Below are 23,781 nucleotides of genomic sequence, written 5' to 3'. Positions count from 1 at the left end.
CCTCTCGCTTACGCCCCTCCCGCACCTTTACTTGATGTTTCGCTATTTTCTACCAACATCGCCGCAGCCGTTTTTTTGAGTATCGCCCACTGCTCATCGTCGACATAGATGCCTTCTTTCCATGCGCGCTGATGGGTTTCAAATAGCTCATCTGTCGATATTTTATGATTGAAATGCTGTATGTCCTGTTCAATATCAAAATTTTGGGTCGCAATTTCAATAATCATATCATTGGTATTATAATTGGCTTGTGCTTGGTCAAAAAAGTATAAATCAGGATACACAAAACCTTGATTTAACGTAAATAATGTATGCTTGGGCACAGAGCCATTGTCCCATTTAGCCAGACAAGCAAAGCCTTTGGCAGCCAGCCCCACCAGCTCGCTATAAGCCAACCAGCGGTTATGACAGTTCTGTAAATAAATATGAAAATGCGCCAAATCACCCATTTTTTCCAGAGCATAGTCAATGATAGTCGGCAAGTGACAAGCCAAGCTGCTACCATGCAAATCTAAACGAATAGCGCCGTCTTGTTGATGGACGATATCGATTGGCGTATCGTGCTCAGTTAAGATATACGGACTGGCATTGTTAAAGTGTCTGATACCGTCCAAGCCCGCCATCTGTAACTCAGCAACCATAGTAGCAATCACATCCGCTTCGCCTACTTCTCGGTGCATCCCAGTAAAGGCTTTGTGTACTATCGTCACGATTTCATTATGCGATACGATCATGAGTCAAACCTCCCTGCTCTTTTGATAAATCGGGTAATAAAGGAAACAGCCATTCATCACTATGCACTTCTGCAAACAAAGGCGCACCTTGAAACAAGGTGATCCGCACCCAGCGATCTGATCTGGGATCGAACTTGGTTGCCCCAAACATCGATAATTTACACCGTAACAGGTGCATGGGTAATGCGGTTTTATGCAAGACATTCATCTGAATATCGCCCAGTGGCTTATTTCCCATCGTCCAAACGCGGCGCGCAATCGAGCGATATTTTGGCTGATTTAAGATGAACTCTGAAATGAGCTGCTTTGGATCGGTGGGTTTCAACGCGAGATACAGCTTATTCGCTTGCCGTGCGATGTCTAATGCAAGCTCACGATCAGCACCCGGTTCTTGCCCGCGCACGCCCATCCTTGGCTCTTCTTTATCCACCGAACGATACCAAAACCAATAGCTATTATCGGGCTGGCTAAAATCAATATTAATCGCCCACTGATAATGTAGCTCTAATACATCGATTAAATCTTGGATCACCTTGCCTTTCGGTAACGATAGCGTTTCATCGGCATTTATTTTTTCTTGAAACTCATCGACACGCTCAGGATAGAGTTCCATCAAGCAAGAGATAATCACCTCTTGGCTCTCAAGGCTTAGATGATGGTGAGCTTGTAAGAACTCCGCCCATGTACTGTAGTGATTAATGGTTGCCATCAAAGTATTTTGTAATACGGCTAACTCTGCAACGACCGCTTCATTGAGTTTGATTTGCGACTCATTGATAGTGACAATCTCGCTAAAATGCTGAATAGCACGTTTAATTAAACTGGCAAAATATACGGTTTTTTTGGGTTCAATCTGGCAGATCAGTGTCACTTGCAACGCTTCTTCACGGGTAGTTAGCCATTGATCGACGACACAAGGATGGTTGATTAGATACGGTGCCATGCCCAGACCGGTGGCGTTACCAACTCCCAAGTAACGCTTAATCTCTGGATGCAGCACAGCGGCGTTGTTACCGCCTTTTTGCTTTGCCAAATAATCGACCCAATCTAAGCTAAACTCACGCAGCAAATACACGGCACACATCTGCGCTCGAAAGGATTGATCAAAATCTGCACTGTGATCTAACGGTTTGAAGTCATAAATACCAAACTTACCATTGCCATACACGGCAGTAGTGCGCAATATATAACCCACTTGCGCAAGTATATCTAAATCTGGTTGCTGACCAACGGCGAGTGAGCTAACGATATGATCAAAGACCCGTACGCTCTTATTTGCTCTTGCCAGCACCATCACCATATTAGAGTTGCGACCTGCTTCTTGCAGCGGTACGTTGGCTTGTAGATTACCCAGTAATTCCTCACTTATCTCACCAAAGACCAGACCAAAGGTCACATCCCATTTTTGGGCAATCACCCTATCGTTGCGCTCATCATCAGCCAGCTCATTACAAAAAACCACCAGATGATACAGATGCTCTGGGGTATTGAGGCGATAAATAACCGTGCCATAGCCTTGCTCATCCAAACCCCACAAATGGGTACTGAGCGTCCATTGCTCTCTATCAATCTTACGCAGTAACGTGCGCACAAAGCTAATGCGAGTTTGGTGCATCGCGCCCAACCTTTCTGCATTCATAATCACGTCACGAGTACGAAATTCAGTGGTAAGTTGGGGCGGCTTGACGTTAATGCTTTCATTATTTGCATGAATCATATTCATAATTTCACTACCTTACCTAATATACTGAGCCAGCAGCTTTGTTAATAATCTCAATGATGATATCTATTGGTAAATAAATATTCAGCCGTTTTGAGGATCGTTGTTTTGACCTTGACCGTTTGGTGATCAATCAGTTTTTTGAGTAAGCTTTTCCTTAGCACGTTTTTCTTCGCTGATTTTATGTCTTACCTCTACCTGATTAGGTCGATACAAATCTTGCTCTCGCGCCATTTGCTGGGCAATTTGTGGTCCGTTCCATAGCGATGGCAGCAGGATAAAAGAGACTGGCACAGCGGTAATCACGATAAAGGACTGTAATGCGGTCACGCCCCCTGAACCAAGCGAGATTAAAACAATCGCTGTTACACCCATCATGATGCCCCAAAAGGTACGAATCATGGCGTTTGGCTCACGCTCGCCACTGATGACGACGCTGATGGTATAGGTCATCGAATCGCCTGTCGTGACGATAAAAACGGTGGTTAAAATTAGAAATAATATCGAGGTAATTAAAGGAAAGGGTAATTGCTGGGTAACGGCTAATAGTGCACCAGGTAAGTTAAAGCCCTCAAAGGCGCTACTGACACTGCCCGGATTGGCAATCTCAAACGCCAGACCCGAACCACCAACGACGGTGAACCAAAAGCAGGTAACGAGCGGCGCAATAATACATACGGTGGTAATCAATTGACGAATGGTACGACCACGTGAAATACGAGCGATAAAGATGGCCATCATCGGGCCATAACCCAAAAACCAACCCCAAAAGAACACGGTCCAACCGCCAAGCCAGCCTTCATCACCGCGAAAAGTGGCCATCGGAATAAAGTTATCGACCATCGTGCCGACACCTTGAATATAACCATTGACGATAAAATTGGTCGGCCCAAATATCAAAATAAAGACCATCAGCGCAACTGCCAAGATGACATTAAAGCGGCTGAGCAATTGCATGCCTCGAGCAAGACCACTGATCGCTGATAAGGTATAAAGCGCAATCGCGAATATGATAATGATAAGCTGGGTGGCAAAAGTATCAGGAATACCAAACAAGGTATTGAGGGCATAGCTGGTCTGTAGACCCAGAAAACCGATAGGACCAATCGTACCAGCGGCAACGGCGACGATACAACAAGCATCGATAATCGCGCCCGTTTGACCAGTAAGTACGCGCTCACCAAACATAGGATAAAGAAGTGTGCGAGGTTTCAGCGGCAAGCCTTTGTCATAATGCAAATGCATGACCACAATCGCGGTCAAACTACCGACAATCGACCACGCCAAAAATCCCCAATGCATAAAAGATTGTGATAAGGCGTTAAATGCTCGTTGTTGCAAGTCTGGTGACTCACCGTATAAAGGAGGCGCTGACACAAAATGAGCAATAGGTTCTGCCGCCGCCCAAAAAACCCCACCGCCAGCCAACAATGTACAAAATAGGATGGCCATCCACTTGAAATTGTCCATTTCAGGCTTTGGTAAGTTGCCCAAAATCACACGACCCGTGCGACCTGCACCAACCGCTAAAGCGATGACGAAAGTAGCGAGAAGCAGAATTTGCCAAAAAGGGCCAAAGATATTGGCCGACCATTTAAAACCAACATCCACGATCGTTGCTAACTGTGCTTCTGCAAAAATTGCCATGAGCACAAAAATCGTAATAAACCCGCCACTATACCGAAAGGCCGGGTTTTTTAGCCCCAACGCATCAATATCGGCAGCAGCTGGTACAGTGCTGACCTTATCCGCTGTGCTATTGGCAGCGTTTGAGCATCCTTGCTCACCTTGGTTAAGTCCCTTTAAATCGGCCATGATGTGGCTCCATATGCTAAGGCTAATGTTGCGTTTTAAATCAGAGGTATCGCAATGAGGATATAACCAGATAACCTCACTATATTATTGATTTCAAAGGCATTTACTTCAAAGCTATCTATTTCAAATGGGTATGCGCTATAAAACGTCTGTCGTCCTATAGCGATTTTTAGCGATAACTTGCTAGAATTATCCTTTATGCTAAAGGCCTTATGCCATTTCCAAGGAAATCAAACCAGTTTTGACCGATGACTTTTCCAGCGTCAATCTCATTAAAGCCATGTTTTAGCAAACCGTTATAGATGTTTTCCATACCCTCCTTGCCAGCGAACCACGGCAAGGTATCTGGCCAACCTGAATTATTGGCATTGCCTTCACCATAGTCCATCGCTTTTGACCAGCGCCCATTACGCATCCACTCAAGCACGGCTTGGGGTTGATTGAGACACAAGTCACTACCAATGGATAAATGCTCGACACCGTATTTATCAGCGCAATTGGCAATCATGGTGCAGAAGTCATCAAGCGTACAATCACTACCATTCGGCAAATGAAACGGATATAAGCTAAAACCTAACAGCCCGCCCGCTTTGGTTAAGGCGCTAATGACCGTATCTGATTTATTACGCAGGGCATCGTGCGCAGTCGTTGGATTGGCATGGCTGATACATATCGGACGCGAGGAGACTTCTATCGCCTCAAGCGTTGATTGCTCAGCGCTGTGCGACATATCGATAATCATACCGACGCGATTCATCTCAGCGATGGCTTGCTGACCAAAACGCGTAATACCGCTATCGTTCTGCTCATAACAGCCAGTCGCTAGTAAGCTTTGGTTGTTATAAGTCAGTTGCATAATTAATAAACCCAAGCGGCGCATGACGCTAATCAGGCCAATTTCGTCATCAATTGGTGAGCAGTTTTGTGCCCCAAAAAAGATACCGACTTTACCCTGCTCTTTTGCCGTTTTGATATCAGCAACCGAGTACACGGGTAAAATCAAATCAGCATTTTGCTCAAAACGTGCGTGCCATTCAGCGAAACGTGTCATGGTCTGACGCGCATCTTCGTGATAGACCAAGGTTGCGTGTACTGCATTGATACCACTATCTTTTAGCATCTTGAAGTAGTCGCGATCCCAATGGCTATACTGTAATCCGTCGATGACGATATGATTTTGGTACATATCAATTCCCTTTTTATGCTTTTACAAATAGTGTCGGCTGTTTTCTAAGTAAATTTTGGCATAGGCTGGGTTTTTAACCCAGCTTAAGACTTTGCAAAATTACGATGCTGGGTTAAAAACCCAGCCTACAAAAGCTACCCTTTACTAAAAATCAATACGCTTTTTGATAAGCAGTCTTGACGATGGTATAAAACTCTTTAGCGTATTGACCTTGCTCACGCGGGCCAAAGCTCGACTCTTTACGACCACCAAACGGCACATGGTAATCGGTACCCGCAGTCGCTAGATTGACCATCACGCAGCCAGCTTGTACTTGCTCTTTAAATATCGCGCTGCTACGCAAGCTTTGCGTAATGATGCCGCCTGTCAAACCAAAGCGCGTATCATTGGTCATCGCAATCGCTTCTTCTAAATTCTTGACGCGCATGACACAAGCGAGCGGTGCAAACACTTCTTCTTGGTTGATATCCCAGCTGTTGTCCGTCTCGGTAAATAACGTAGGCGACATATAGTAGCCGTCATGCGGCATCTCTAAACGCTCACCACCAAAGGCTAAATTTGCACCTGATTGCTTGGCCTTTTCGATCCAGTCCATGTTTGACGCCAGCTGCTTGTCATCGACAACAGGACCCATAAAGATACCGTCATCAAGCGCATGACCGACCTTTAAAGTTTTCATTTTTGCGACCACACCTTCGACGAAGGCATCATGAATACTATCCATTACGATGAGTCGCGAAGAAGCGGTACATTTTTGTCCCGAACCACCAAACGCACCAGCCACCGCCGCATCAATAGCAACTTGCAAATCGGCATCGTCAGCGATAACCAAGGCATTTTTGCTGCCCATCTCAAGCTGACAACGAATAAAGTTCGGTGCCGTCGCAGCAGCGACCTTGCGACCTGTTGGCACAGAACCCGTAAAGCTAACCGCATCGATATCTGTAGAATTAATAAGCGCATCACCAACGCTAGAGCCGCCACCTAATAGCAAGTTAAATGTACCTTCAGGCATGCCTTGACGGTGAATAATTTCGGCCAATGCAACCGCGCTGGCAGGGGTTAAATTCGCAGGCTTCCAAATGACGCTATTGCCAAAGGCTAAGGCTGGGGCGATTTTCCACACAGCAGTGGCGGTTGGGAAGTTCCAAGGTGAAATAATCGCGACCACACCGACAGCTTCGCGGGTGACCTCAACTTTCACACCCGGACGCACAGAGTCGGCAAGGTCGCCCATTTGACGCAACACTTCGGCGGCATAATAATGGAAGAACTGCCCTGCGCGATAAATCTCACCGCGACCTTCCGCAAATGGCTTGCCTTCTTCAAGAGACAACAGCGTACCTAACTCATCACAGCGAGCAATCATTTCATCGCCAATCGCTTGTAAGATAGACTGCTTCTTTTCTAAAGGAGTTGCTTCCCATTTTGGCTGAGCGTGACGGGCAGCAGCAATAGCGTCTTTGACTTGATCGCTACTCGCTTGGGCGAACTCACCGATAGTTTCAGTGATATCAGATGGGTTAATATTGGCAACGGTATTTACGCCTGCCTGCCATTCACCATTGATGTAAAGTGATTTGGTTGGGTCTTGCTGCAATATCTGTTGGGCGGTGTGAGCTGACATAAGAGCTTCCTTGATAAAGTATTAAAAGATGGCATATTAAAATTAGTTTTAAGGCACAGCGGCATATACGACTAGCTCTACTAGCATCTCTTCACGAGCCAGCCCTGCTATCACCAGCGCTGCCCGATTTGGGTATGGTGCTTCAAAGTATTCGGCGTAGACTTGATTGACCGTTTTTAGATAGTCGCGATCGGTCACATAGATCATGACCTGTAGTACCGAATCCATACCAACATTGGCACATTCTAGTGTGTGCTTGAGATTGTCTAGCGTTTGACGAGTTTGCGCTTCGATACCACCTGCAACCACATCACCATTTTCATCGATAGGAATCTGCGCGGTGTACAACGTACCGTTGCTAGTGATCGCCCACTCTAAAGGGGCTTTAGACGCATAAAGTGAGGTTCTGATGGCTTGTTTGGTTGAATGAGTCGTCATGTCGTCATATCCTTTGATCAATGATTGGGCAGCGATTGCTATAGAGGTATCCTACCCAAGTACTAATGATAAATCTAACTAATTAAATTTAAAATATGATAGATTTAATCTATCATAGACGATATCTTATATATTAATAGTGGTGAGGAGTAAGCGTATGAAATTACAGCAATTACATCACTTTTTATGCGTGGTAGAGGAAGGTGGCTTTCGGGCGGCGGCGGATCGCGCCAATCGCTCGCAAGCGGCGTTGTCTGCCTCGATAAAGGAATTGGAAAAAATACTAGGTCAGCGCTTATTTGAAGGAGGAAATAAAGCAACACTCACGCCTTTTGGCGAGACTTGTTTACCCAAAATCGAGCAGTTTATGACGGTTTATCAAGCGCTAGAGGATGATTTAAAAGGAGCAGCCGCTGGCGATAAAGGCAAAATAAGGATTGCAAGCGTGCCATCACTGGTGACAAAACTCTTGCCTAGTGTGTTGGTTGAGTACTCCAAGAAATATCCTGATGTCGAGATTGTACTAATAGATGATAACTCTGTCGGTGTTGCCAATCGTTTATTGGCAGGTGAAATCGATTTAGCATTGGGCAACTGCACTAGTATCGACCAATCAAACATAGATTTCACCTTGCTCATATCTGACCCGATTGGCGTGGTCTGCTTAAAAAGCAACTCGTTAAATCAACCAATAAAACCGTCAAGAAACCAACAAAAAACAGGGCTTAAATGGCAACAACTGATGACCCAGCCTTTTATTTATAATGGCACTTGTCGACTGCTCGAAAACACACCCGCCGAGGTGCTCAACCGTAATGCGCGTTACACGGTCGAGAACATTACTTCCTTATTTTCATTATTACGCAATGATCTTGGCATAACCACCCTACCCAAGCTCGCCTTTCCGTCGAATGAGCCAGAACTGGTATGGATCGACTTACTTGAACCTACCTTAGACAGACAAATTGGTATTTTTAAATTGGCGAATAAAACGATCTCACCGCCAGCACAAGCGTTTCATGAACTGTGTATTCAGTACGTCCAGAATCACTATATTTTATAAAAACAGGTTAAAAATGGGTTAAAACATACCTCTTTACCGCCTACTTTTATAAGCCACTATCAAAAACTCCATTCACTTGAATAAAAGCGTCTCTCACCTATGACTAAAGGTTTAATTTCCGTTACTCGTGGCCTCTTATCTGTTATCGGCATCATACTTATCATCGATTGCGCTGCATTGATGGTCGTCGGTAAAGTTAATTTCGGCTCGGTTGTACCTTTTTTAGTCGGCATAGTTTTTGTCATACATGGAATGTTTTGGCATGCAATACGCAGGTTTTGCGGCCAACATTATGGCTTTAACCGCCTTTGGTATGGGTTATGGGCTGTATTTATACTTTGGTTGTTGAGCTTCGCTCTATTTATTTGGTCATTACAACAGCAGATTGCGCTTAGCCAGCAGCCAGCAGCCTGCACCGACAGTGGCAGCGATTATTATATTAGGCTCTGGCACGGTTGCAGGTAAGCCGACACCGACGCTCGCCAAGCGCTTGGACACCGCTGTGCCCCTTATCGAGACACAACCAGATGCTTTGGTGATGACCATTGGTGGCGTTGGTTTTCAGCGTACACGTAGCGAAGCCGATATCATGGCCACGTATTTGCATGAGGCACATGGCGTGGCATTCGAACGCATTTTACAAGAAGGCAAAAGTACCAGTACGGAAGAAAATCTCGCTAATAGCCGAGCGTTGTTAGAAGCAAAAGGGCTGTCTATCACTGATCCTATCGCCATCGTTACCAGTGATTTCCATAGCATTCGCGCAGCCAGCATTGCGCGACATCAGGGCTATACACAACCGATCACAGTCGCCAGTCCGACGCCTTTATCCATTCGTTATAACGCTTGGTTTCGCGAGTATTTTGCCTTTGTCAGTGGCTGGTTGTTAGGAGAGTATTGATGGTGATGTATATTTCACCAGCTTGAACAAGCTTACTGCTAAGTATCATAGCTCCAGCGTTGCCGCATTGCTGTTTTTACCAATCAAAACGGTGGTAATTTTACAGTGCGTTATAATCAGTAAGAACCGCTGATAAATACTGCAAATAAAAATAATAATGATGGAGCGTATTATGCTATTGGATATCTTTTTAACTGTTCATTTTGTGCTACTGATACTGATCTCTTTGCGAGTGCTTGCGCGCCATGATCTGACCTCGCCCGCTCGGCTTGCTTGGCTCGTCATATTGTTCATTTTGCCTTATCTGGGGGTTGTAATTTATTGGATGTTTGGTGAGGTGCATCTAGGACGCGGTTTTACGCGCAAACGTAAAGAGATCATCGATAAATTAAGCGCACATAGTCCTGAAGTGCTTGGTGATGACATCGCTTTGTCGGAGGCTATCAAACCTGAATACCAAGCGGCCTTTGCCTACTCTGCCAATGCAACTGGCTATCATACAACGGTGGGCAATCACGCAGAGCTGATGGCAGATGCAGCTGAGACGCGCAAACGTATGATTGCCGACTTTGATGCAGCGACCGATCATATTCATGTACTGTATTATATTTGGCTAATCGATGGTATGGGAATCGATACTGCTCAAGCGCTCATACGAGCGGCAAGGCGCGGCGTCATCTGCCGAGCAATGGTTGACGGTATGGGCTCACGAAAAATGGTCGGCTCAAAGATATGGCAGGAAATGATAGAAGCTGGCGTACAAGTCAGTGTTGCCCTACCAATTAGTAATCTTTTAAAGGTACTCATGTTTAGCCGGATTGACTTGCGAAATCACCGCAAGATTACGGTTATTGACGGCAAAATCGGCTACTGTGGCAGTCGCAACTGCGCCGATCCTGAGTTTCGTGTAAAGCCAAAATTTGCGCCGTGGGTAGACATTATGCTGCGGGTCGAAGGACCAGTGGTGGCACAGAATCAGATGTTGTTTGCCAGTGATTGGCTGACTGAAAATCCTGATACGCCGCTTGACAGCTTTCCTTATTTTATTGACCCACAACCAAAGCAACAAAAATCCCCACAGCCAGAAACTGAGGAGCCTTTACTAATAACATCACCGCCACCTTTACCAGTCACATTGCCGCCAAAAGGCTTTGCTGCACAGGTTTTTTCTGATGGTCCTACCCAACGACGCAGCACCACGCCACAATTTTTAGGTGTCTTAATTGGTCAGGCAAAACGAACCCTGATCATCTCAACGCCTTATTTTGTGCCTGATTATTCGCTCGTTAGCATTTTGTGTGCGACCGCTTATCGCGGTGTACAGGTAACCATGATTTTCCCAAAGAATAACGACTCAATCGTCGTGGCTGCTACCAGTCACAGTTATTACTGGCAGCTGCTTGAAGCGGGGGTCAATATTTACGAATATAAACCCGGTCTATTACACGCAAAAACCTTGACCATCGATGGCGAAATCAGTCTGATTGGCTCGACTAATTTAGACTTGCGTAGCTTTGATTTAAACTATGAAAACAACATTGTGTTTAGCGATAAAACGCTCACAGCGGCCATCGTTGAGCGACAATACCAGTATATCGCTGATTCTGAAGAGGTCACTCGTGAGCAAGTTGAAAACTGGCCGTTATCTTATAAAATCTGGAATAACATTGTCGCCACGATGGGGCCTGTTTTGTAACCCATTATTAGGGCGTGCCCTCAATTCAATTGATCATATCTAAACGGGCTGATGACCTTAAGCCATTCTATTCAGCTGCTGTCTTCTGCAAAATATAAACGACAAACTTAGCTTGTGTCGTAAAGGATTCTGTTTCGACGGCTGCTAGTAGCGCCTGTCTTTTTTCATTAAGCGCGCGATAAGCATAAGGCGTCATAGTCATCAAATCAGCCAAATCAGCGGCTGACAACGTCATCTCGGTACTGACATGCTCCGTACCCATCAGCGTAAAGTATGGAGCCAATTCATGCAAAAACTTATCCGAATCATGCTCGCGGACGTTATCAAATAACGCTTCGCGCATCGTCGCTAGATGCCCGATATCTGGCTTGGCAATGATTAAATAACCGTCTGCAGCCAATACCTCATTGAACGCGTCTGGCAAGATAGGGCTAAAAATACTGCTAATACCCTTTATGCTATGCGCGCGTAACGGCAAATGGGCAGCGCTGGTAACAAGCGGATAGATGACTGCCGACTTGGCTGTCGCATTAGTAACACTGTCTTTAACTTGCTGATACCAAAGACGCCCTGCTACCTTACTGGCTTTTGCAAGCTCCACCACAGCCGGTTTACTGATATCTGCGGCGATGAGCGTATCCATGCCCGTCTGTGCCATTGCCTGCGTGTAATATCCTTCACCGCAGCCAATATCCAACCAATTGATTGCCTTGCTATCCTTTTTAGTTATTGGCTCAATTGCTGAATTAGCCACTGAATCAGCGACCGACTCATTTTTCGCCAACAATTCCCTCATTTTTTGGCAAATAAGCGTCTGTAATGACTGATAATGTCCGGCATTTAAAAACCGTTTGCGCGCCTCGATTGATTGCTGGCTATCGCCCGGTGCTTTGGATTTTTTTTGTTGCACGGGCAATAAATTAACATAACCCTGACGTGCCACATCAAATGGATGAGCCGTGTGTTTTGGGTGCAAGCTGCCATCGCAGCGCCACGTATCTGCGGCAGGCTGTAATGGTGATTGGCAAAGGGGACAAATAAATAAGCTCACAAGTATCTCAACGTCATCGCAATATGGCTGCCATTTTAACAAAATTCAGGCTTACTGCGTGATAAAAGGCGCGATAAACAATGCAGGAAAGAAAATGCAAAGAACAAATTATTAGCAACCAAACTGTTAGCAACAAAAAAAGCCACCTCAACTAAAGTGAGATGGCTTTTGCGGACATGATATTCATATTAATGTTCGAGCGATATGGCTATGTTAACGCAGCTTTAAGGTCATGAGCCCAAGGATGACGAGAATAATGGCAATAATCCAAAACCTTGCCACCACTTGCGTCTCTTTCCAGCCAATTTCTTCAAAGTGATGATGCAATGGTGCCATTCGAAAGACGCGCTTTTTACGCAGCTTATACGAGCCAACCTGTAGCATGACCGACAGTGCTTCGGCGACAAATAGACCACCCATAATAGCAAAAGCGATTTCTTGACGGGTCATAACGGCGATCGTACCGAGCATCGCCCCGAGAGCAAGCGCCCCCACATCGCCCATAAATACTTGGGCTGGATGGGCGTTGAACCATAAAAAACCAAGCCCTGCACCAATCATCGAACCACAGACAATGAGAACCTCGGAGTTATAGGCAATATAAGGCACATGCAAGTAATCAGCAAAGCGTACATCACCTGATACATAAGCCATCGCGCCCAAACCTGCCGCGACCAAGACCACGGGCAAAATAGCTAAACCATCCAAGCCATCGGTTAAGTTGACGGCGTTAGAAGCACCATTAATCACAAAGTAGGTAAAGATAATAAAGCCAATACCAAACGGCACTGCCGAAAAAGGAATCATCCAATCTTTGAAAATCGGTAGCAGCAAATCCTGCATCTCATGCGTGGTCGCGATATCTGGCTGCAAGGTGGCGATATAATACAAAGACACACCGACGAACAAAGCACCCATAGAGAGCCAAAAATATTTCTTGCGAGCAATTAAGCCTTTGGGATCTTTATACTTAATTTTTAGCCAATCATCTGCCCAGCCGACCGCGCCAAAGATAATCATGACAATGAGCAAAATCCAAACGTACGGATTATTCAAACGTGCCCATAGTAAGGTGGACACGCCAATCGCACTTAAAATCAGCACTCCACCCATGGTCGGCGTACCAGTTTTCGCCAAATGCGATTGCGGGCCATCATTGCGAATCGCTTGACCATATTTCAGTGCACGCAGACGTCGAATGACACGCCCACCAAAAAACATGCTAAATGCGAGGGCGGTAATGACCGCGAGTAACGCTCGCAGTGTCAACGAAGAAACCGCAGAAAACGGCGTGTAATACTGGCCAAGCCAGCCAAACAACCAAACTAACACCGCCTACTCCTCGATTAGCGCATTGATAAGGGTTTCCATTTGCATGGAACGAGAACCTTTAAACAGCACCGTACAAGGCTGCGCCTGCTGCGCTTGCAAATACGGCTTCAAATACGCCAATAAACTGTCTTTATCAGTAAACGCATGGGCATTGATGTCAGAAACCTCTTGTGCACCCGCCACGGTAAAAGGCGCGTATTCACCAACACACAGCAGCACATTGATGCCCGTTGTTGCAATGGTACGACCCAAGCTTTGATGCTCGCTAACCGCCGCCTCTCCCAGTTCTGCGATATCGCCCAGCACCATGACTTGCGTGCCTGTTTGCGCCGCCAATACTTTTGCTGCCGCTCGCACCGAATGCGGATTGGCATTATAGGTATCATCAATCAAGCGATGCATACCCATTAATTGACTGTTCAAGCGCCCTTTAGCAGGACGCGCATTTTCAAGCCCGACGACGATATCACTAACATCGATATTTAGTGCATGAGCACAAGCAGCAGCGGCTAAAGCATTATTGACATTGTGCTCGCCGGCTAGTGGCAAGTTGATATCATGGACTTGATTGCCGATATGCAGCTTAAATTCACTGCGCTCAGGCTCGACATCTAAATGGCTGGCACTGACATCAGTATTACCAAAGCCAATCACGTGTGACGTATGCTTTTCAGCGATACGGCGTAATTGATTGGTAAAATCATCTTTATCAGGAACGATCGCAAACTGGCTGTCATTCAAGGTATGGTAAATCTCAGCCTTGGTTTGGCAAATCCCTTCACGGCTGCCAAACTCACCCAAATGCGCCGTACCAATATTTAAAATACACGCGACATCTGGCTTTACAATCCCGGTAGTATAAGCAATTTCGCCAATATGGTTTGCGCCAAGCTCTAGAATGGCATAACGATGGTGGTCGGATAATTCGAGCAACATCATCGGCACACCCAAATCGTTATTTAGGTTACCACGGGTAATCAATGTCGGTGCCAATCTGCCAAAGATACTACCAAGCATTTCTTTGCATGTGGTCTTACCACTAGAGCCAGTAATAGCAATGACGGTTAAATTTTGATGCTGTTGACGACGATACGCAGCCAATTGTCCTAGCGCCAAACGGGTGTCGCTCACCACTAACTGCGGAATGCTATTTGCATCAGCCGTAGCAATAGGGCGAGCGACGATAGCCGCAACCGCACCTTGCGCGATGGCAGTATCGATATAATCGTGACCATCAAAATTATCACCCGATAACGCTAAAAATATATCACCAGGTTTTATCGTACGGGTATCGGTGGCGATACGAGTGCTCATTACATCATTTACTGAATTGTTTTCTGAGTCGGATTGCCCCTCACTCAGCTGCCAATGCCCATCGAGTGCTGCGGTTGCTGCGAGCAGATTTTCTGCTTGCCAAACATACAGCCCTTGCGACTGAATGCTGTTATCGTTGTCGGCTGTCATAATGATTACCTTATATATATGATGACTACTTATTTATTTTTTATAGTTAACGAGCAATACTTCTTAAAAAGCATGAAAAACTGACTGTAAGCGCTATTATTTATCTATAAATGCTATACACGCCCTGCTTGTTTTAAGGCGTTTTGCAAAATAACACTGTCGTCAAAATTATAACGAACATGGTTAATTTCTTGATAGGTTTCATGACCCTTGCCAGCGATCACGACGATATCGTCTATAGCTGCTTGGCTAACGGCATATTCAATGGCTTTTTGGCGTGCAGGTTCGATATGGGTGCGCTGATATTGCTCACTCGTCATGCCCGCTTGCATATCTTGCAAAATGATATTGGGATCTTCGGTGCGTGGATTGTCTGCCGTTAACACGACTTTATCCGCGCCTGCCAATCCTGCTTGCGCCATCAAAGGACGTTTGCCCGCATCACGGTCGCCACCGCAGCCAAACACTGCCCACAGCTGACCCTTACAATGGGTCTTTAGGCTGGCAAGCACTTGGCTTAAGGCATCTGGCGTATGTGCATAATCAACGATAAAGCAGCCATCATTAGACGGCACACGCTGCATACGCCCAACCGCACCTTGTAGCTGCGGCACCACTGCAGCAATACGCTCAAGGCTAATGCCTAAAGCGACGGCAGCTGCCATTGCGGCAAGCAAATTGGCAACATTAAAGCGCCCCAATAATGGGCTGACGATACCTAAATGATTAACTTCGCCATCGCCTAAATCAGTACGTAGCGTAATCTCGACACCTTGTAAGCTTGGTTTGATTTCAGCCACAACAAAGGTCGCAGATTTTGATGATTCTAAACTGTACGTCCAGACCGTTAAATCACTGGCATGTGCGGTGTCGAGCATAATCTGGGCATGTTCATCATCGATATTGATAATGGCATGGGTTAAATCTGGAAAATGCGCTTTATCAAACAGTCTAGCTTTTGCTGCTGCATACTCTGCCATATCGGCATGATAGTCTAAGTGGTCACGGCTAAGATTGGTATAAATTGCCACCGAAACGGGCATACCTTGTAAACGCTGCTGATCCAAACCATGTGAGCTGGCTTCCAATGCCAATAATTCAGCATTCTCTGAACCCATTTGATATAAAAACTGCTGAACTGCTAAGGCATCACCCGTGGTATGGCTGGCTTGCACCAAAGCACCAAGCCTGCCATTACCTGCTGTGCCCATGACCGCGCTGCTCATGCCAGTCAGCTGCGTCAGTTGCGCCACCAATTGACTGATAGTCGTTTTGCCATTGGTGCCCGTCACCGCTATGACAGTTGGCAAGGTCACGGGCTGCTGATACTGCAAACGTGCTTGAATGAGTGTCCCTAAAAAATCACGAATATTGGGCACGTATAAAACAGGGCAAGGCAGTGCTGCTAATTGCTGCTGCACTTTAGTAGCACTATCATTTGGTAAGGTGATATCGGCGTGATTTGATATGCTAATCGTGTTAAGTAAAGCCGTAGGATCTATTTCTGATAGGATAAAAGCCGCATGTTCAGCGGCTTGATAGAGGTAGTCACGGCTTTTTTGACAGTTTGGTATGTGGCTTTTTAATAACACAAACACATCGTTCGGCTCTAGCTGACGACTGTCTAAACGAAACTGCAGGAATGGAATATCAAGAAACGAATTCATTGGTTTTGAATCCGCTCCAACCAATGTCGTCTGAGTCGATAGTTTTTGCAATGCCTGCTCTGTACCTACACCATGCCTGCTATTGCTACTACTAGATTCAGTCAGCTGTTGCAAGGTGACTGGTGTGATGCTTGGCGACGAGGGTGACAGGGTCATTGGCAAATCCTATACGGTTAAAACACATCAAATAGTTAAAAACTGAACACTTAAAAAACTTACGTTTAAGCCTATAGATCTTCCGTTTTTAACGGCTTATCTAAGGGTACATTGTATAAACGCAGCGCCTCTTTCATGACATTATGAAAGACTGGCGCGACTGTTAAACCAGCATAAATCTGACCACGCGGGTCTTCGATGAGCATCACGCCGACCAGCCTAGGGTTGGATGCTGGCGCCATACCCGCAAAAACGTTGCGGTATTGGTCAGTATAGTAGCCACCTTTTGGATTGATACGGCGCGACGTTCCTGTTTTACCAGCGACGCGATAACCGTCAATCGCAGCACCTTTAGCCGTACCACCCGGTTCGGTGACACTTTCCATCATTTGTACGATAGACATCGCTTGCTCGTGTGCCATGATACGCTTGCTTGGCTGCGGCTTGTCATCTTTAATGAGGGTCAATGGGTGCATCACACCGCCTGCCGCCAGCGCCGAATAAGCCTGCGCGACCTGAGCCAGTGTTACCTGTAGACCATAACCATAACTGACCGTTGCACGTCTTGATGTTTCTTTTTCTTTTGGTGTAACCACAAGCCCACTACCTTCCCCTGGGAACTGTAGCGGTGTCTTTGAACCAAAACCAAATTGCTTTTGCATATTGGTAATGCCATCAGCGGGTAAAGACAAAGCAATCTTAGTCGAGGCGACGTTACTAGATTTCTGTAATAGCGTTGCCATTGTGATCCGCCCTAAATTATTATGGTCACGAATGGTATAACCACGGACACGAATAGAGCCAGGATTGGTATCGATTAAGGTAGTGGCGGTATATTTTCCTGAGTCTAAAGCCGCTGCAACGGTGAATGGTTTCATCACTGAACCGGGTTCAAAGACATCGAGCAGCGCACGGTTACGTTGGTTTTCACCAGTCATCTCATTCAGGTTATTAGAATTAAAAGATGGCCATGTTGACAAGGCAAGCACTTCACCCGTTTGCACATCAACAATCATGCCTGTTGACCAGCGCGCTTTTTGCAAACGCCCTGCTTTCTCTAGTTCTTTATAAAGCAAATACTGCAAGCGCGAATCAATGGTCAACGCCACATCTTTACCTGGTATTTCTGGTTCAATCTGTTTAATTTCTTTTAAACTGTTTTGTTTGGCGTCTTTTAGCACCAACACTTTGCCATCATCACCTGCCAGCTCAGTCTCATATTGGCGTTCGATACCAGCACGACCTTCGTAACCACCTTCAGGGTCGCTGACATTTTGTCCCATAAAGCCCAATAGTTGCGAGTTTGGTTGTGGCTGTGGGTAATAACGTTGGAAAAAGTTTTTTTCATAGACGCCAGGAAAATCAAGGGTGCTGACACTTTGGGCAATCTCAGGCGTTACTTTATTCAGTAGCGGCAAATAGTGCGAGCCTGCACCCGATGGCAGCGCGGCTTTAACTGCTGCTTCATCGGTTACATCAATACTGTCATCGATGGCGGTAACTTTTTTTAGCTCAGTGACCGAAATATTCGCAGCCGCCGCAAGCGTGGTTAGATCCATATTATCCAAACGCTTTTGCATACGCGCAACCAGCTGTGGACTCTCAGGATTGGTGATAATAATACGCTTAAGCTCGTAATATTCGCGCGCGTAATCATGCGGACTAAAGGAGACCGTCGCCAGTGGTGCACTGACTGCAAGTGGCAAATTATTGCGATCGGTAATCATACCGCGATAGGATTTTTGCGTGCGCACGCTAGTGATGAGCTCATCACCTTTGTCTTGATAAAACTGGGCATTGGCAACTTGTAAATAATAAGCACGGGCTATCAGCAAACCCAAGACAACCAATGCAATGACCCAAATAGTACGGAAACGGTTTTTGTCTTGCTCAAAACCGCCGCGAGAGGAAGCGCCAGACGCTTTACCCAAAAACCCTCTTTTATTTTTTAGGTTTTTGACACTGGTATAAGCGCCTTGCTCTTCACTCTTTTTCAATCGATCAAACAATTTAGCCTTACGGTTGCCAGAGGATTTTTTTTCAGCCGTACTGCCTGTTTGCCCCGATTTGGCTGCACTGGCAGGACGTAAGGGCTTAGTGACCTTACCGCTAGTCGGCTTTTTATTCGCATTTTTCGCGGTCGTTTTACCACTATTGGCATTAGGTTTTTTATCACTCATTGTCCTGCCTCCGCTACCGTGGCATCGGTGATAGGAGCGTCAGGCGATATATCCGTAGCAGCTCGTGGTTCGATAACGTCAGACTTATCCTCATTTGAGTCAGTATCGACGACTGGCACCTGTGCTGTGGCAACACCCGGCTGGATAATGAGCTTATCTTTTAGCGTCGGTGAAAACATGCCCAGTTCAGCCACCGCACGGCTAGCGATTTGCGGCGTCGCACTAAAAGTCTGCTGTTCAATGAGCAAACGCTGATGTTCGACTTGCAGATTACGCTCTTGTTTTTTCATGTCTTGCAAGGTTTTATAATCCTGATGATATTGCTGAACGCCTTCGGCTGTTTTGATACCGCTCCACACAATCGCCACTGCTAACAGCAATAGCACCACTACATAGATACTAACCACATTAAATCGGCGCACAAATAGCTCGCCGATATCGGTGTTATGCGGCATTGCAGCGCGACGGTTTGCGGGTTTGTCAGATATTGCCATGACGCTCTCAAAAAGTGGACTTCAAGTATGAAAATTGGCAACTGTTTTAGAGCGGTAAGACGCTTTATACAGAACCATCAATAAAGTAAAACCAAACGAAAAAGGAACAGCCGAGCCTAGCAGATAATGTTTACAGATTTTTAACAGCCGCGTAAGTATTCAGACTTTCTATCCTACTTAATTGACGGCAACCAATCACCAGCAACTCAGCCAAACACCCTCTCTATAACATCACGCTACCTGTGCTATTGCTCGACACTGGGTAGATAGTCGGTATCAGTACGAGTCGCCATACGCAACCACGCACTACGCGCGCGTGGGTTTTGACTGGTTTCAGCTTTGCTTGGACCCACGCGTTTAGGCTTGCTAAAGTAGCGTGGACGATTGGGCGGCATCGGCAAATTCTCATCCTCTGGATATTGGCCTTTACTATGACGCTGCAAAAACTGCTTGATACGGCGATCCTCTAACGAGTGAAAACTAATCACTGCTAGCTGCCCGCCTGCCTTTAATATCGGAATGCTTTGTTCTAAAAAGTCATCAACATCGCCAAGCTCATTGTTAATAAAAATGCGCATCGCCTGAAAACTTTGAGTCGCTGGATGCTTACCTCGCTGCCAATTAGGATGCGCCACTTTAATCACTTCAGCCAATGCCAAAGTAGAGTCATAACTGTCCATCTGCTTAATAGCACGGGCGATACGGCGACTATGACGCTCTTCGCCAAAATCATAAAGCACATTGGCCAAGGTTTCATCATCGACTTTTTCTAACCACTCAGCGACCGACTGCCCACGGCTGGTATCCATACGCATATCGACCGCACCGTCACGCATAAAACTAAAACCACGACTGCCATCATCAATTTGCGGCGATGAGATACCCAAATCTGCCATTAAGCCATCAACTTGAGTGATTCCCATCGCCGCTAGACTATCCGTCAACGTCGCAAAACTATCGTGCACCACTTTTACGCGACTATCGGTCTTTGCCAATTCGCGAGCAACGCTAATAGCGGTTGGATCTTTATCAAAAACAATCAAGGTTGCGTCATCGGCCAACTGGCTTAATAATAATCGACTATGACCACCACGCCCGAAGGTAGCATCAACGTAGACGCCACTCATCTGCAAGCTATTTTGGTTGTCACTGCTTTGTTCTGCATCGTCTGTTTGCTTAGGTAGCGCTTTGACACCGAGCACTGCCGCGACGGTTTCTTGCAATAGCACTGCATCATGAACAAAGCTCAATTCACCAGAGCTGACTTTATCCGTGACAGACTTTTGATTCGGCTGATTAGCAGAGTCATTCTCTACCACAAAATCGTTTTCTACAGCAGACAGCTCAGCCTCTGATGCAGCATTAACAGTGGCTAAAGAAGGATTCATTTTAGAATCTTGCTTAGTATTCGGCGTATTTTTTGGCTTATTATTCAATATGGACACAAACGACTCAGTAGATGACGACCATTTTGGTCAGTAAGAGTGAAAAATCAGATGAAAATAAACAAGTTATGACTTGTCTAACATTATTATCGCAAGGATACACGGGTAGTCAAGCGCTAGACGGGCATTTCGTTAAAAATATTCCATCTCTCTGTTATACTAGCGCTATATTTTACGCTATTTTTTCTACATTGACGGCTATTGTTTGTGCCGTATTTTTTATTCAAACTTGTCATTCATATTTATCATTAGCATTTTTCACTGCTATTTTTTCATTTTTCACTGCCATATTCATTAACTAGCCTATTCTGAGAATTTTATGATGCAATCATCGACTTCAAATAACAGCACACGCCCTGTCCGTACCCGTATTGCGCCATCGCCTACTGGCTTTCCGCATGTCGGCACCGCTTATATTGCCCTATTTAATTTAGCTTTTGCTAAAGCCCACGGCGGCGAATTTATTTTGCGTATCGAAGACACGGATCAAACGCGCTCAACCGAACAATCTGAAAAAATGATTTTGGATGCGCTGCGTTGGGTCGGTCTCGACTGGGCGGAAGGTCCAGATATTGGTGGCCCGCACGCGCCTTATCGTCAGAGTGAGCGTAGTGATATTTATAAAAAGCACGCCGAACAGCTCATAGAAAACGACCATGCGTTTCGCTGCTTTTGTACCAGTGAAGAGCTCGATGCCATGCGTGCTGCTCAAATGGCCAATGGTGAAACGCCACGTTATGACGGTCGCTGTGCCCATTTAGCCCCTGAGAAAACTGCGCAATTGGTCTGTGAGGGCAAACCGCATGTCATTCGTATGCGTGTGCCTACCGAAGGCGTCTGTCAAGTACATGACATGTTACGCGGTACGGTTGAGATTCCTTGGACACAAGTCGACATGCAAGTGCTGCTAAAAACAGACGGCATGCCGACTTATCATTTAGCCAACGTTGTCGATGACCATTTAATGGACATCAGCCATGTGTTGCGTGGTGAAGAGTGGCTGAACTCTGCGCCCAAGCACCAGCTGCTTTATGAGTATTTTGGTTGGGAGATGCCGGTGCTTTGCCATATGCCACTGCTGCGTAACCCAGACAAATCAAAACTGTCTAAGCGTAAAAACCCAACCTCTATCACCTATTATCGTGATGCAGGCGTGCTGCCTGAGGCGCTGCTCAACTACCTCGGTCGTATGGGCTACTCGATGCCTGACGAAGCTGAACAGTTTACCCTAGAAGAAATGATTGGTAGTTTTGATATTCAGCGTGTGTCCCTTGGCGGCCCTATCTTCGATATCGAAAAACTGAACTGGCTCAACGCAGAATGGTTACGTGCATTAACGCCTGAAGAGCTAAAAAATAAAATCCTTGACTGGGCAAATAACAGTGACAAGCTGACGGCTATCGCAGCGGCGATTCAGCCTCGTATTGAGCTGTTGTCTGATGCGGTTAATTGGGGTGGCTTTTATTTCCAAAACTTACCTGCTATCACAGCCGAAAGCTTTACCCATAAATCGCTCACCCCTGAGCAAATTACTGAGATGCTACAACTGGCGCTTTGGCAGTTAGAGACCTTACCGACGTGGACGGAAGAAAATATCTACGCCACCTTAAAAGGTCTTGCGGCTCACCTCGATATCAAGATGCGTGATTTTATGGCACCGTTCTTTATCGCTATCGCTGGTAGCACCTCATCGACGCCCGTCATGAATTCTATGGCGATTATCGGCGCTGATATGACCTTGACTCGCTTGCGCCATGCAGTTGACGTACTTGGCGGTTTGGGTAAAAAGAAACTGAAAAAACTTGAGAAACAAGCGGCAGAATTACCAGATTTTTTGGCAGTAGAATAGTTTGGCAGCTGAGTAATAAATTGGTTGAAAGTTTTTGAATAAAAAAGGGTCAGGTCAATTCTGACCCTTTTTTTGTCATTAATAGGTACTACTACCCTTCAACTATTAAACATCCTTTATCAAATCTTTTAATTGGAAACAAACATGACCGCCAAAACCGTCACGATAGAAAGCAAAGATTATGTCTTTAGCACTCTCAAAGAAGCACAGAAATACTATGATGCCATCGTAAAAGAGCTTTTTGAGGCAAAACTTACCCTGACAAAAGGTCAAGATTTTGAAGATTTAAAGTGGATATACACCACTTACTGTGGTTATACCAATCATAATGTCGATCGATTGAAAGAATCTGACATCGTTGGCTTTAAAGGTATCAGCACAGTACAACAAAAAGGGGGGCAATATATCCCCACAGAATGTGCTGCCGTTATTTTCTCTAACGGTACTGAAGAAGAATTCTTTACCGATAAAGCCATCAAAGAGCTTGCCATCAAGCAAAATCCACGCTAATTTGGGCTTATTAAGTAGCTAAAATAGCTTTAAACGCTTTTTTTCGAATATTTATGCATTATTTTTAAAATAGTAGTTGACAAGACTGCCGCTCTTACATAAAATACGCACACTCTTAGCGAGGGGCTATAGCTCAGTTGGTAGAGCACTTGCATGGCATGCAAGGGGTCAACGGTTCGACTCCGTTTAGCTCCACCATACTATTTATTGCAACGCTCAGTACTACTGAAACGTAACCATAAATACTCGCTAGTAGGACGATATCAGCACCTAGGCAATGCTTATTTATTAAGCTATCTGATATTGTGAAGTGCCGTTGTAACCATTGGTTATAACACTCTATGCGTCCCCATCGTCTAGAGGCCTAGGACACCGCCCTTTCACGGCGGTAACGGGGGTTCGAATCCCCCTGGGGACGCCACTATTCGGCGTCACTTATTAGCACTTTTGCTT

18 protein-coding genes and 2 tRNA genes are annotated in these 23,781 nt (G+C 45.7%); 7 read left to right on the top strand and 13 right to left on the bottom strand.

Going from position 1 to position 23,781, the window contains the following annotated elements:
- Positions 1 to 8: 8 nt before the first annotated feature.
- The 6 genes from B2575_RS12125 to B2575_RS12100 form a co-directional block, all read right to left on the bottom strand.
- The gene (locus B2575_RS12125) at positions 9 to 734 is read right to left on the bottom strand and encodes a DUF3726 domain-containing protein (RefSeq protein WP_201555171.1); all 726 of its coding nucleotides are present in this window, start codon (positions 732 to 734) and stop codon (positions 9 to 11) included.
- Positions 718 to 2,457, bottom strand: a complete 1,740-nt coding sequence (locus B2575_RS12120; RefSeq protein ID WP_296242303.1) for a hypothetical protein — start codon at positions 2,455 to 2,457, stop codon at positions 718 to 720. Before B2575_RS12120 ends, B2575_RS12125 begins: the two co-directional genes overlap by 17 nt.
- Positions 2,458 to 2,583: 126 nt before the next feature.
- A complete protein-coding gene (locus B2575_RS12115) occupies positions 2,584 to 4,269 on the bottom strand; it encodes a BCCT family transporter (RefSeq protein ID WP_201502857.1) in 1,686 nt (561 codons plus the stop codon).
- Between the two features lie 196 nt (positions 4,270 to 4,465).
- Complete coding sequence (locus B2575_RS12110; RefSeq protein ID WP_201502858.1) at positions 4,466 to 5,455, bottom strand: membrane dipeptidase; 990 nt, start codon at positions 5,453 to 5,455, stop codon at positions 4,466 to 4,468.
- A gap of 151 nt (positions 5,456 to 5,606) precedes the next feature.
- Positions 5,607 to 7,082, bottom strand: a complete 1,476-nt coding sequence (locus B2575_RS12105; protein WP_296242300.1) for an aldehyde dehydrogenase family protein — start codon at positions 7,080 to 7,082, stop codon at positions 5,607 to 5,609.
- A gap of 48 nt (positions 7,083 to 7,130) precedes the next feature.
- Positions 7,131 to 7,520 carry a RidA family protein gene (locus B2575_RS12100; RefSeq protein ID WP_045452370.1) on the bottom strand — a complete coding sequence of 130 codons (390 nt, stop codon included), beginning with the start codon at positions 7,518 to 7,520 and terminating at the stop codon, positions 7,131 to 7,133.
- A 157-nt stretch (positions 7,521 to 7,677) separates the two neighbouring features.
- Here B2575_RS12100 and B2575_RS12095 point away from each other — a divergent pair, with 157 nt between their 5' ends.
- The 3 genes from B2575_RS12095 to cls all read left to right on the top strand — a co-directional run bounded on the left by B2575_RS12095 (position 7,678) and on the right by cls (position 11,180).
- Positions 7,678 to 8,583, top strand: coding sequence for a LysR family transcriptional regulator (locus tag B2575_RS12095; RefSeq protein WP_296242298.1), 906 nt, complete (start codon positions 7,678 to 7,680; stop codon positions 8,581 to 8,583).
- A 385-nt stretch (positions 8,584 to 8,968) separates the two neighbouring features.
- Positions 8,969 to 9,484, top strand: coding sequence for a YdcF family protein (locus B2575_RS12090; RefSeq protein ID WP_296242295.1), 516 nt, complete (start codon positions 8,969 to 8,971; stop codon positions 9,482 to 9,484).
- Between the two features lie 172 nt (positions 9,485 to 9,656).
- Positions 9,657 to 11,180, top strand: coding sequence for a cardiolipin synthase (gene cls / locus B2575_RS12085; protein ID WP_296242293.1), 1,524 nt, complete (start codon positions 9,657 to 9,659; stop codon positions 11,178 to 11,180).
- Positions 11,181 to 11,247: 67 nt separating this feature from the next.
- On the opposite strand, the gene B2575_RS12080 is transcribed toward cls, so the two are convergent.
- The 7 genes from B2575_RS12080 to rsmH form a co-directional block, all read right to left on the bottom strand.
- Positions 11,248 to 12,231: a putative RNA methyltransferase gene (locus B2575_RS12080; RefSeq protein ID WP_349681518.1), complete on the bottom strand. Its 984-nt coding sequence runs from the start codon at positions 12,229 to 12,231 to the stop codon at positions 11,248 to 11,250.
- Between the two features lie 213 nt (positions 12,232 to 12,444).
- Positions 12,445 to 13,563 (bottom strand): phospho-N-acetylmuramoyl-pentapeptide-transferase, encoded by a 1,119-nt coding sequence (mraY, locus tag B2575_RS12075; protein ID WP_060492004.1) that lies wholly within the window; start codon positions 13,561 to 13,563, stop codon positions 12,445 to 12,447.
- Positions 13,564 to 13,566: 3 nt separating this feature from the next.
- Entirely contained in the window at positions 13,567 to 15,027 is a 1,461-nt protein-coding gene (locus B2575_RS12070; RefSeq protein ID WP_296242290.1) for a UDP-N-acetylmuramoyl-tripeptide--D-alanyl-D-alanine ligase, read from the bottom strand.
- 113 nt (positions 15,028 to 15,140) lie between these two features.
- Positions 15,141 to 16,850, bottom strand: a complete 1,710-nt coding sequence (locus B2575_RS12065) for a UDP-N-acetylmuramoyl-L-alanyl-D-glutamate--2,6-diaminopimelate ligase (protein ID WP_296242288.1) — start codon at positions 16,848 to 16,850, stop codon at positions 15,141 to 15,143.
- A 71-nt stretch (positions 16,851 to 16,921) separates the two neighbouring features.
- Entirely contained in the window at positions 16,922 to 19,030 is a 2,109-nt protein-coding gene (locus B2575_RS12060; RefSeq protein ID WP_087813660.1) for a peptidoglycan D,D-transpeptidase FtsI family protein, read from the bottom strand.
- Positions 19,027 to 19,524 carry a cell division protein FtsL gene (ftsL, locus tag B2575_RS12055; protein WP_201581869.1) on the bottom strand — a complete coding sequence of 166 codons (498 nt, stop codon included), beginning with the start codon at positions 19,522 to 19,524 and terminating at the stop codon, positions 19,027 to 19,029. The genes B2575_RS12060 and ftsL overlap by 4 nt, the downstream gene beginning before the upstream one ends.
- Before the next feature lie 245 nt (positions 19,525 to 19,769).
- Complete coding sequence (gene rsmH, locus B2575_RS12050) at positions 19,770 to 20,969, bottom strand: 16S rRNA (cytosine(1402)-N(4))-methyltransferase RsmH (protein ID WP_296242285.1); 1,200 nt, start codon at positions 20,967 to 20,969, stop codon at positions 19,770 to 19,772.
- Positions 20,970 to 21,288: 319 nt separating this feature from the next.
- Here rsmH and gltX point away from each other — a divergent pair, with 319 nt between their 5' ends.
- The 4 genes from gltX to B2575_RS12030 all read left to right on the top strand — a co-directional run bounded on the left by gltX (position 21,289) and on the right by B2575_RS12030 (position 23,749).
- Positions 21,289 to 22,818: a glutamate--tRNA ligase gene (gene gltX, locus B2575_RS12045; RefSeq protein WP_296242283.1), complete on the top strand. Its 1,530-nt coding sequence runs from the start codon at positions 21,289 to 21,291 to the stop codon at positions 22,816 to 22,818.
- Positions 22,819 to 22,962: 144 nt separating this feature from the next.
- Positions 22,963 to 23,328 (top strand): hypothetical protein, encoded by a 366-nt coding sequence (locus B2575_RS12040; protein ID WP_296242282.1) that lies wholly within the window; start codon positions 22,963 to 22,965, stop codon positions 23,326 to 23,328.
- 122 nt (positions 23,329 to 23,450) lie between these two features.
- Positions 23,451 to 23,526: transfer RNA gene (locus tag B2575_RS12035), tRNA-Ala, on the top strand.
- Between the two features lie 147 nt (positions 23,527 to 23,673).
- Positions 23,674 to 23,749 (top strand) — tRNA-Glu (locus B2575_RS12030).
- The last annotated feature ends 32 nt before the right edge of the window (positions 23,750 to 23,781 follow it).

Origin of the sequence: Psychrobacter sp. UBA6739, from assembly GCF_002453835.1 — a bacterium.
GTDB lineage: Bacteria > Pseudomonadota > Gammaproteobacteria > Pseudomonadales > Moraxellaceae > Psychrobacter > Psychrobacter immobilis_A.
Note: the sequence above shows the minus strand (reverse complement) of the source record. Positions and strands in the feature narration are given on the sequence as shown.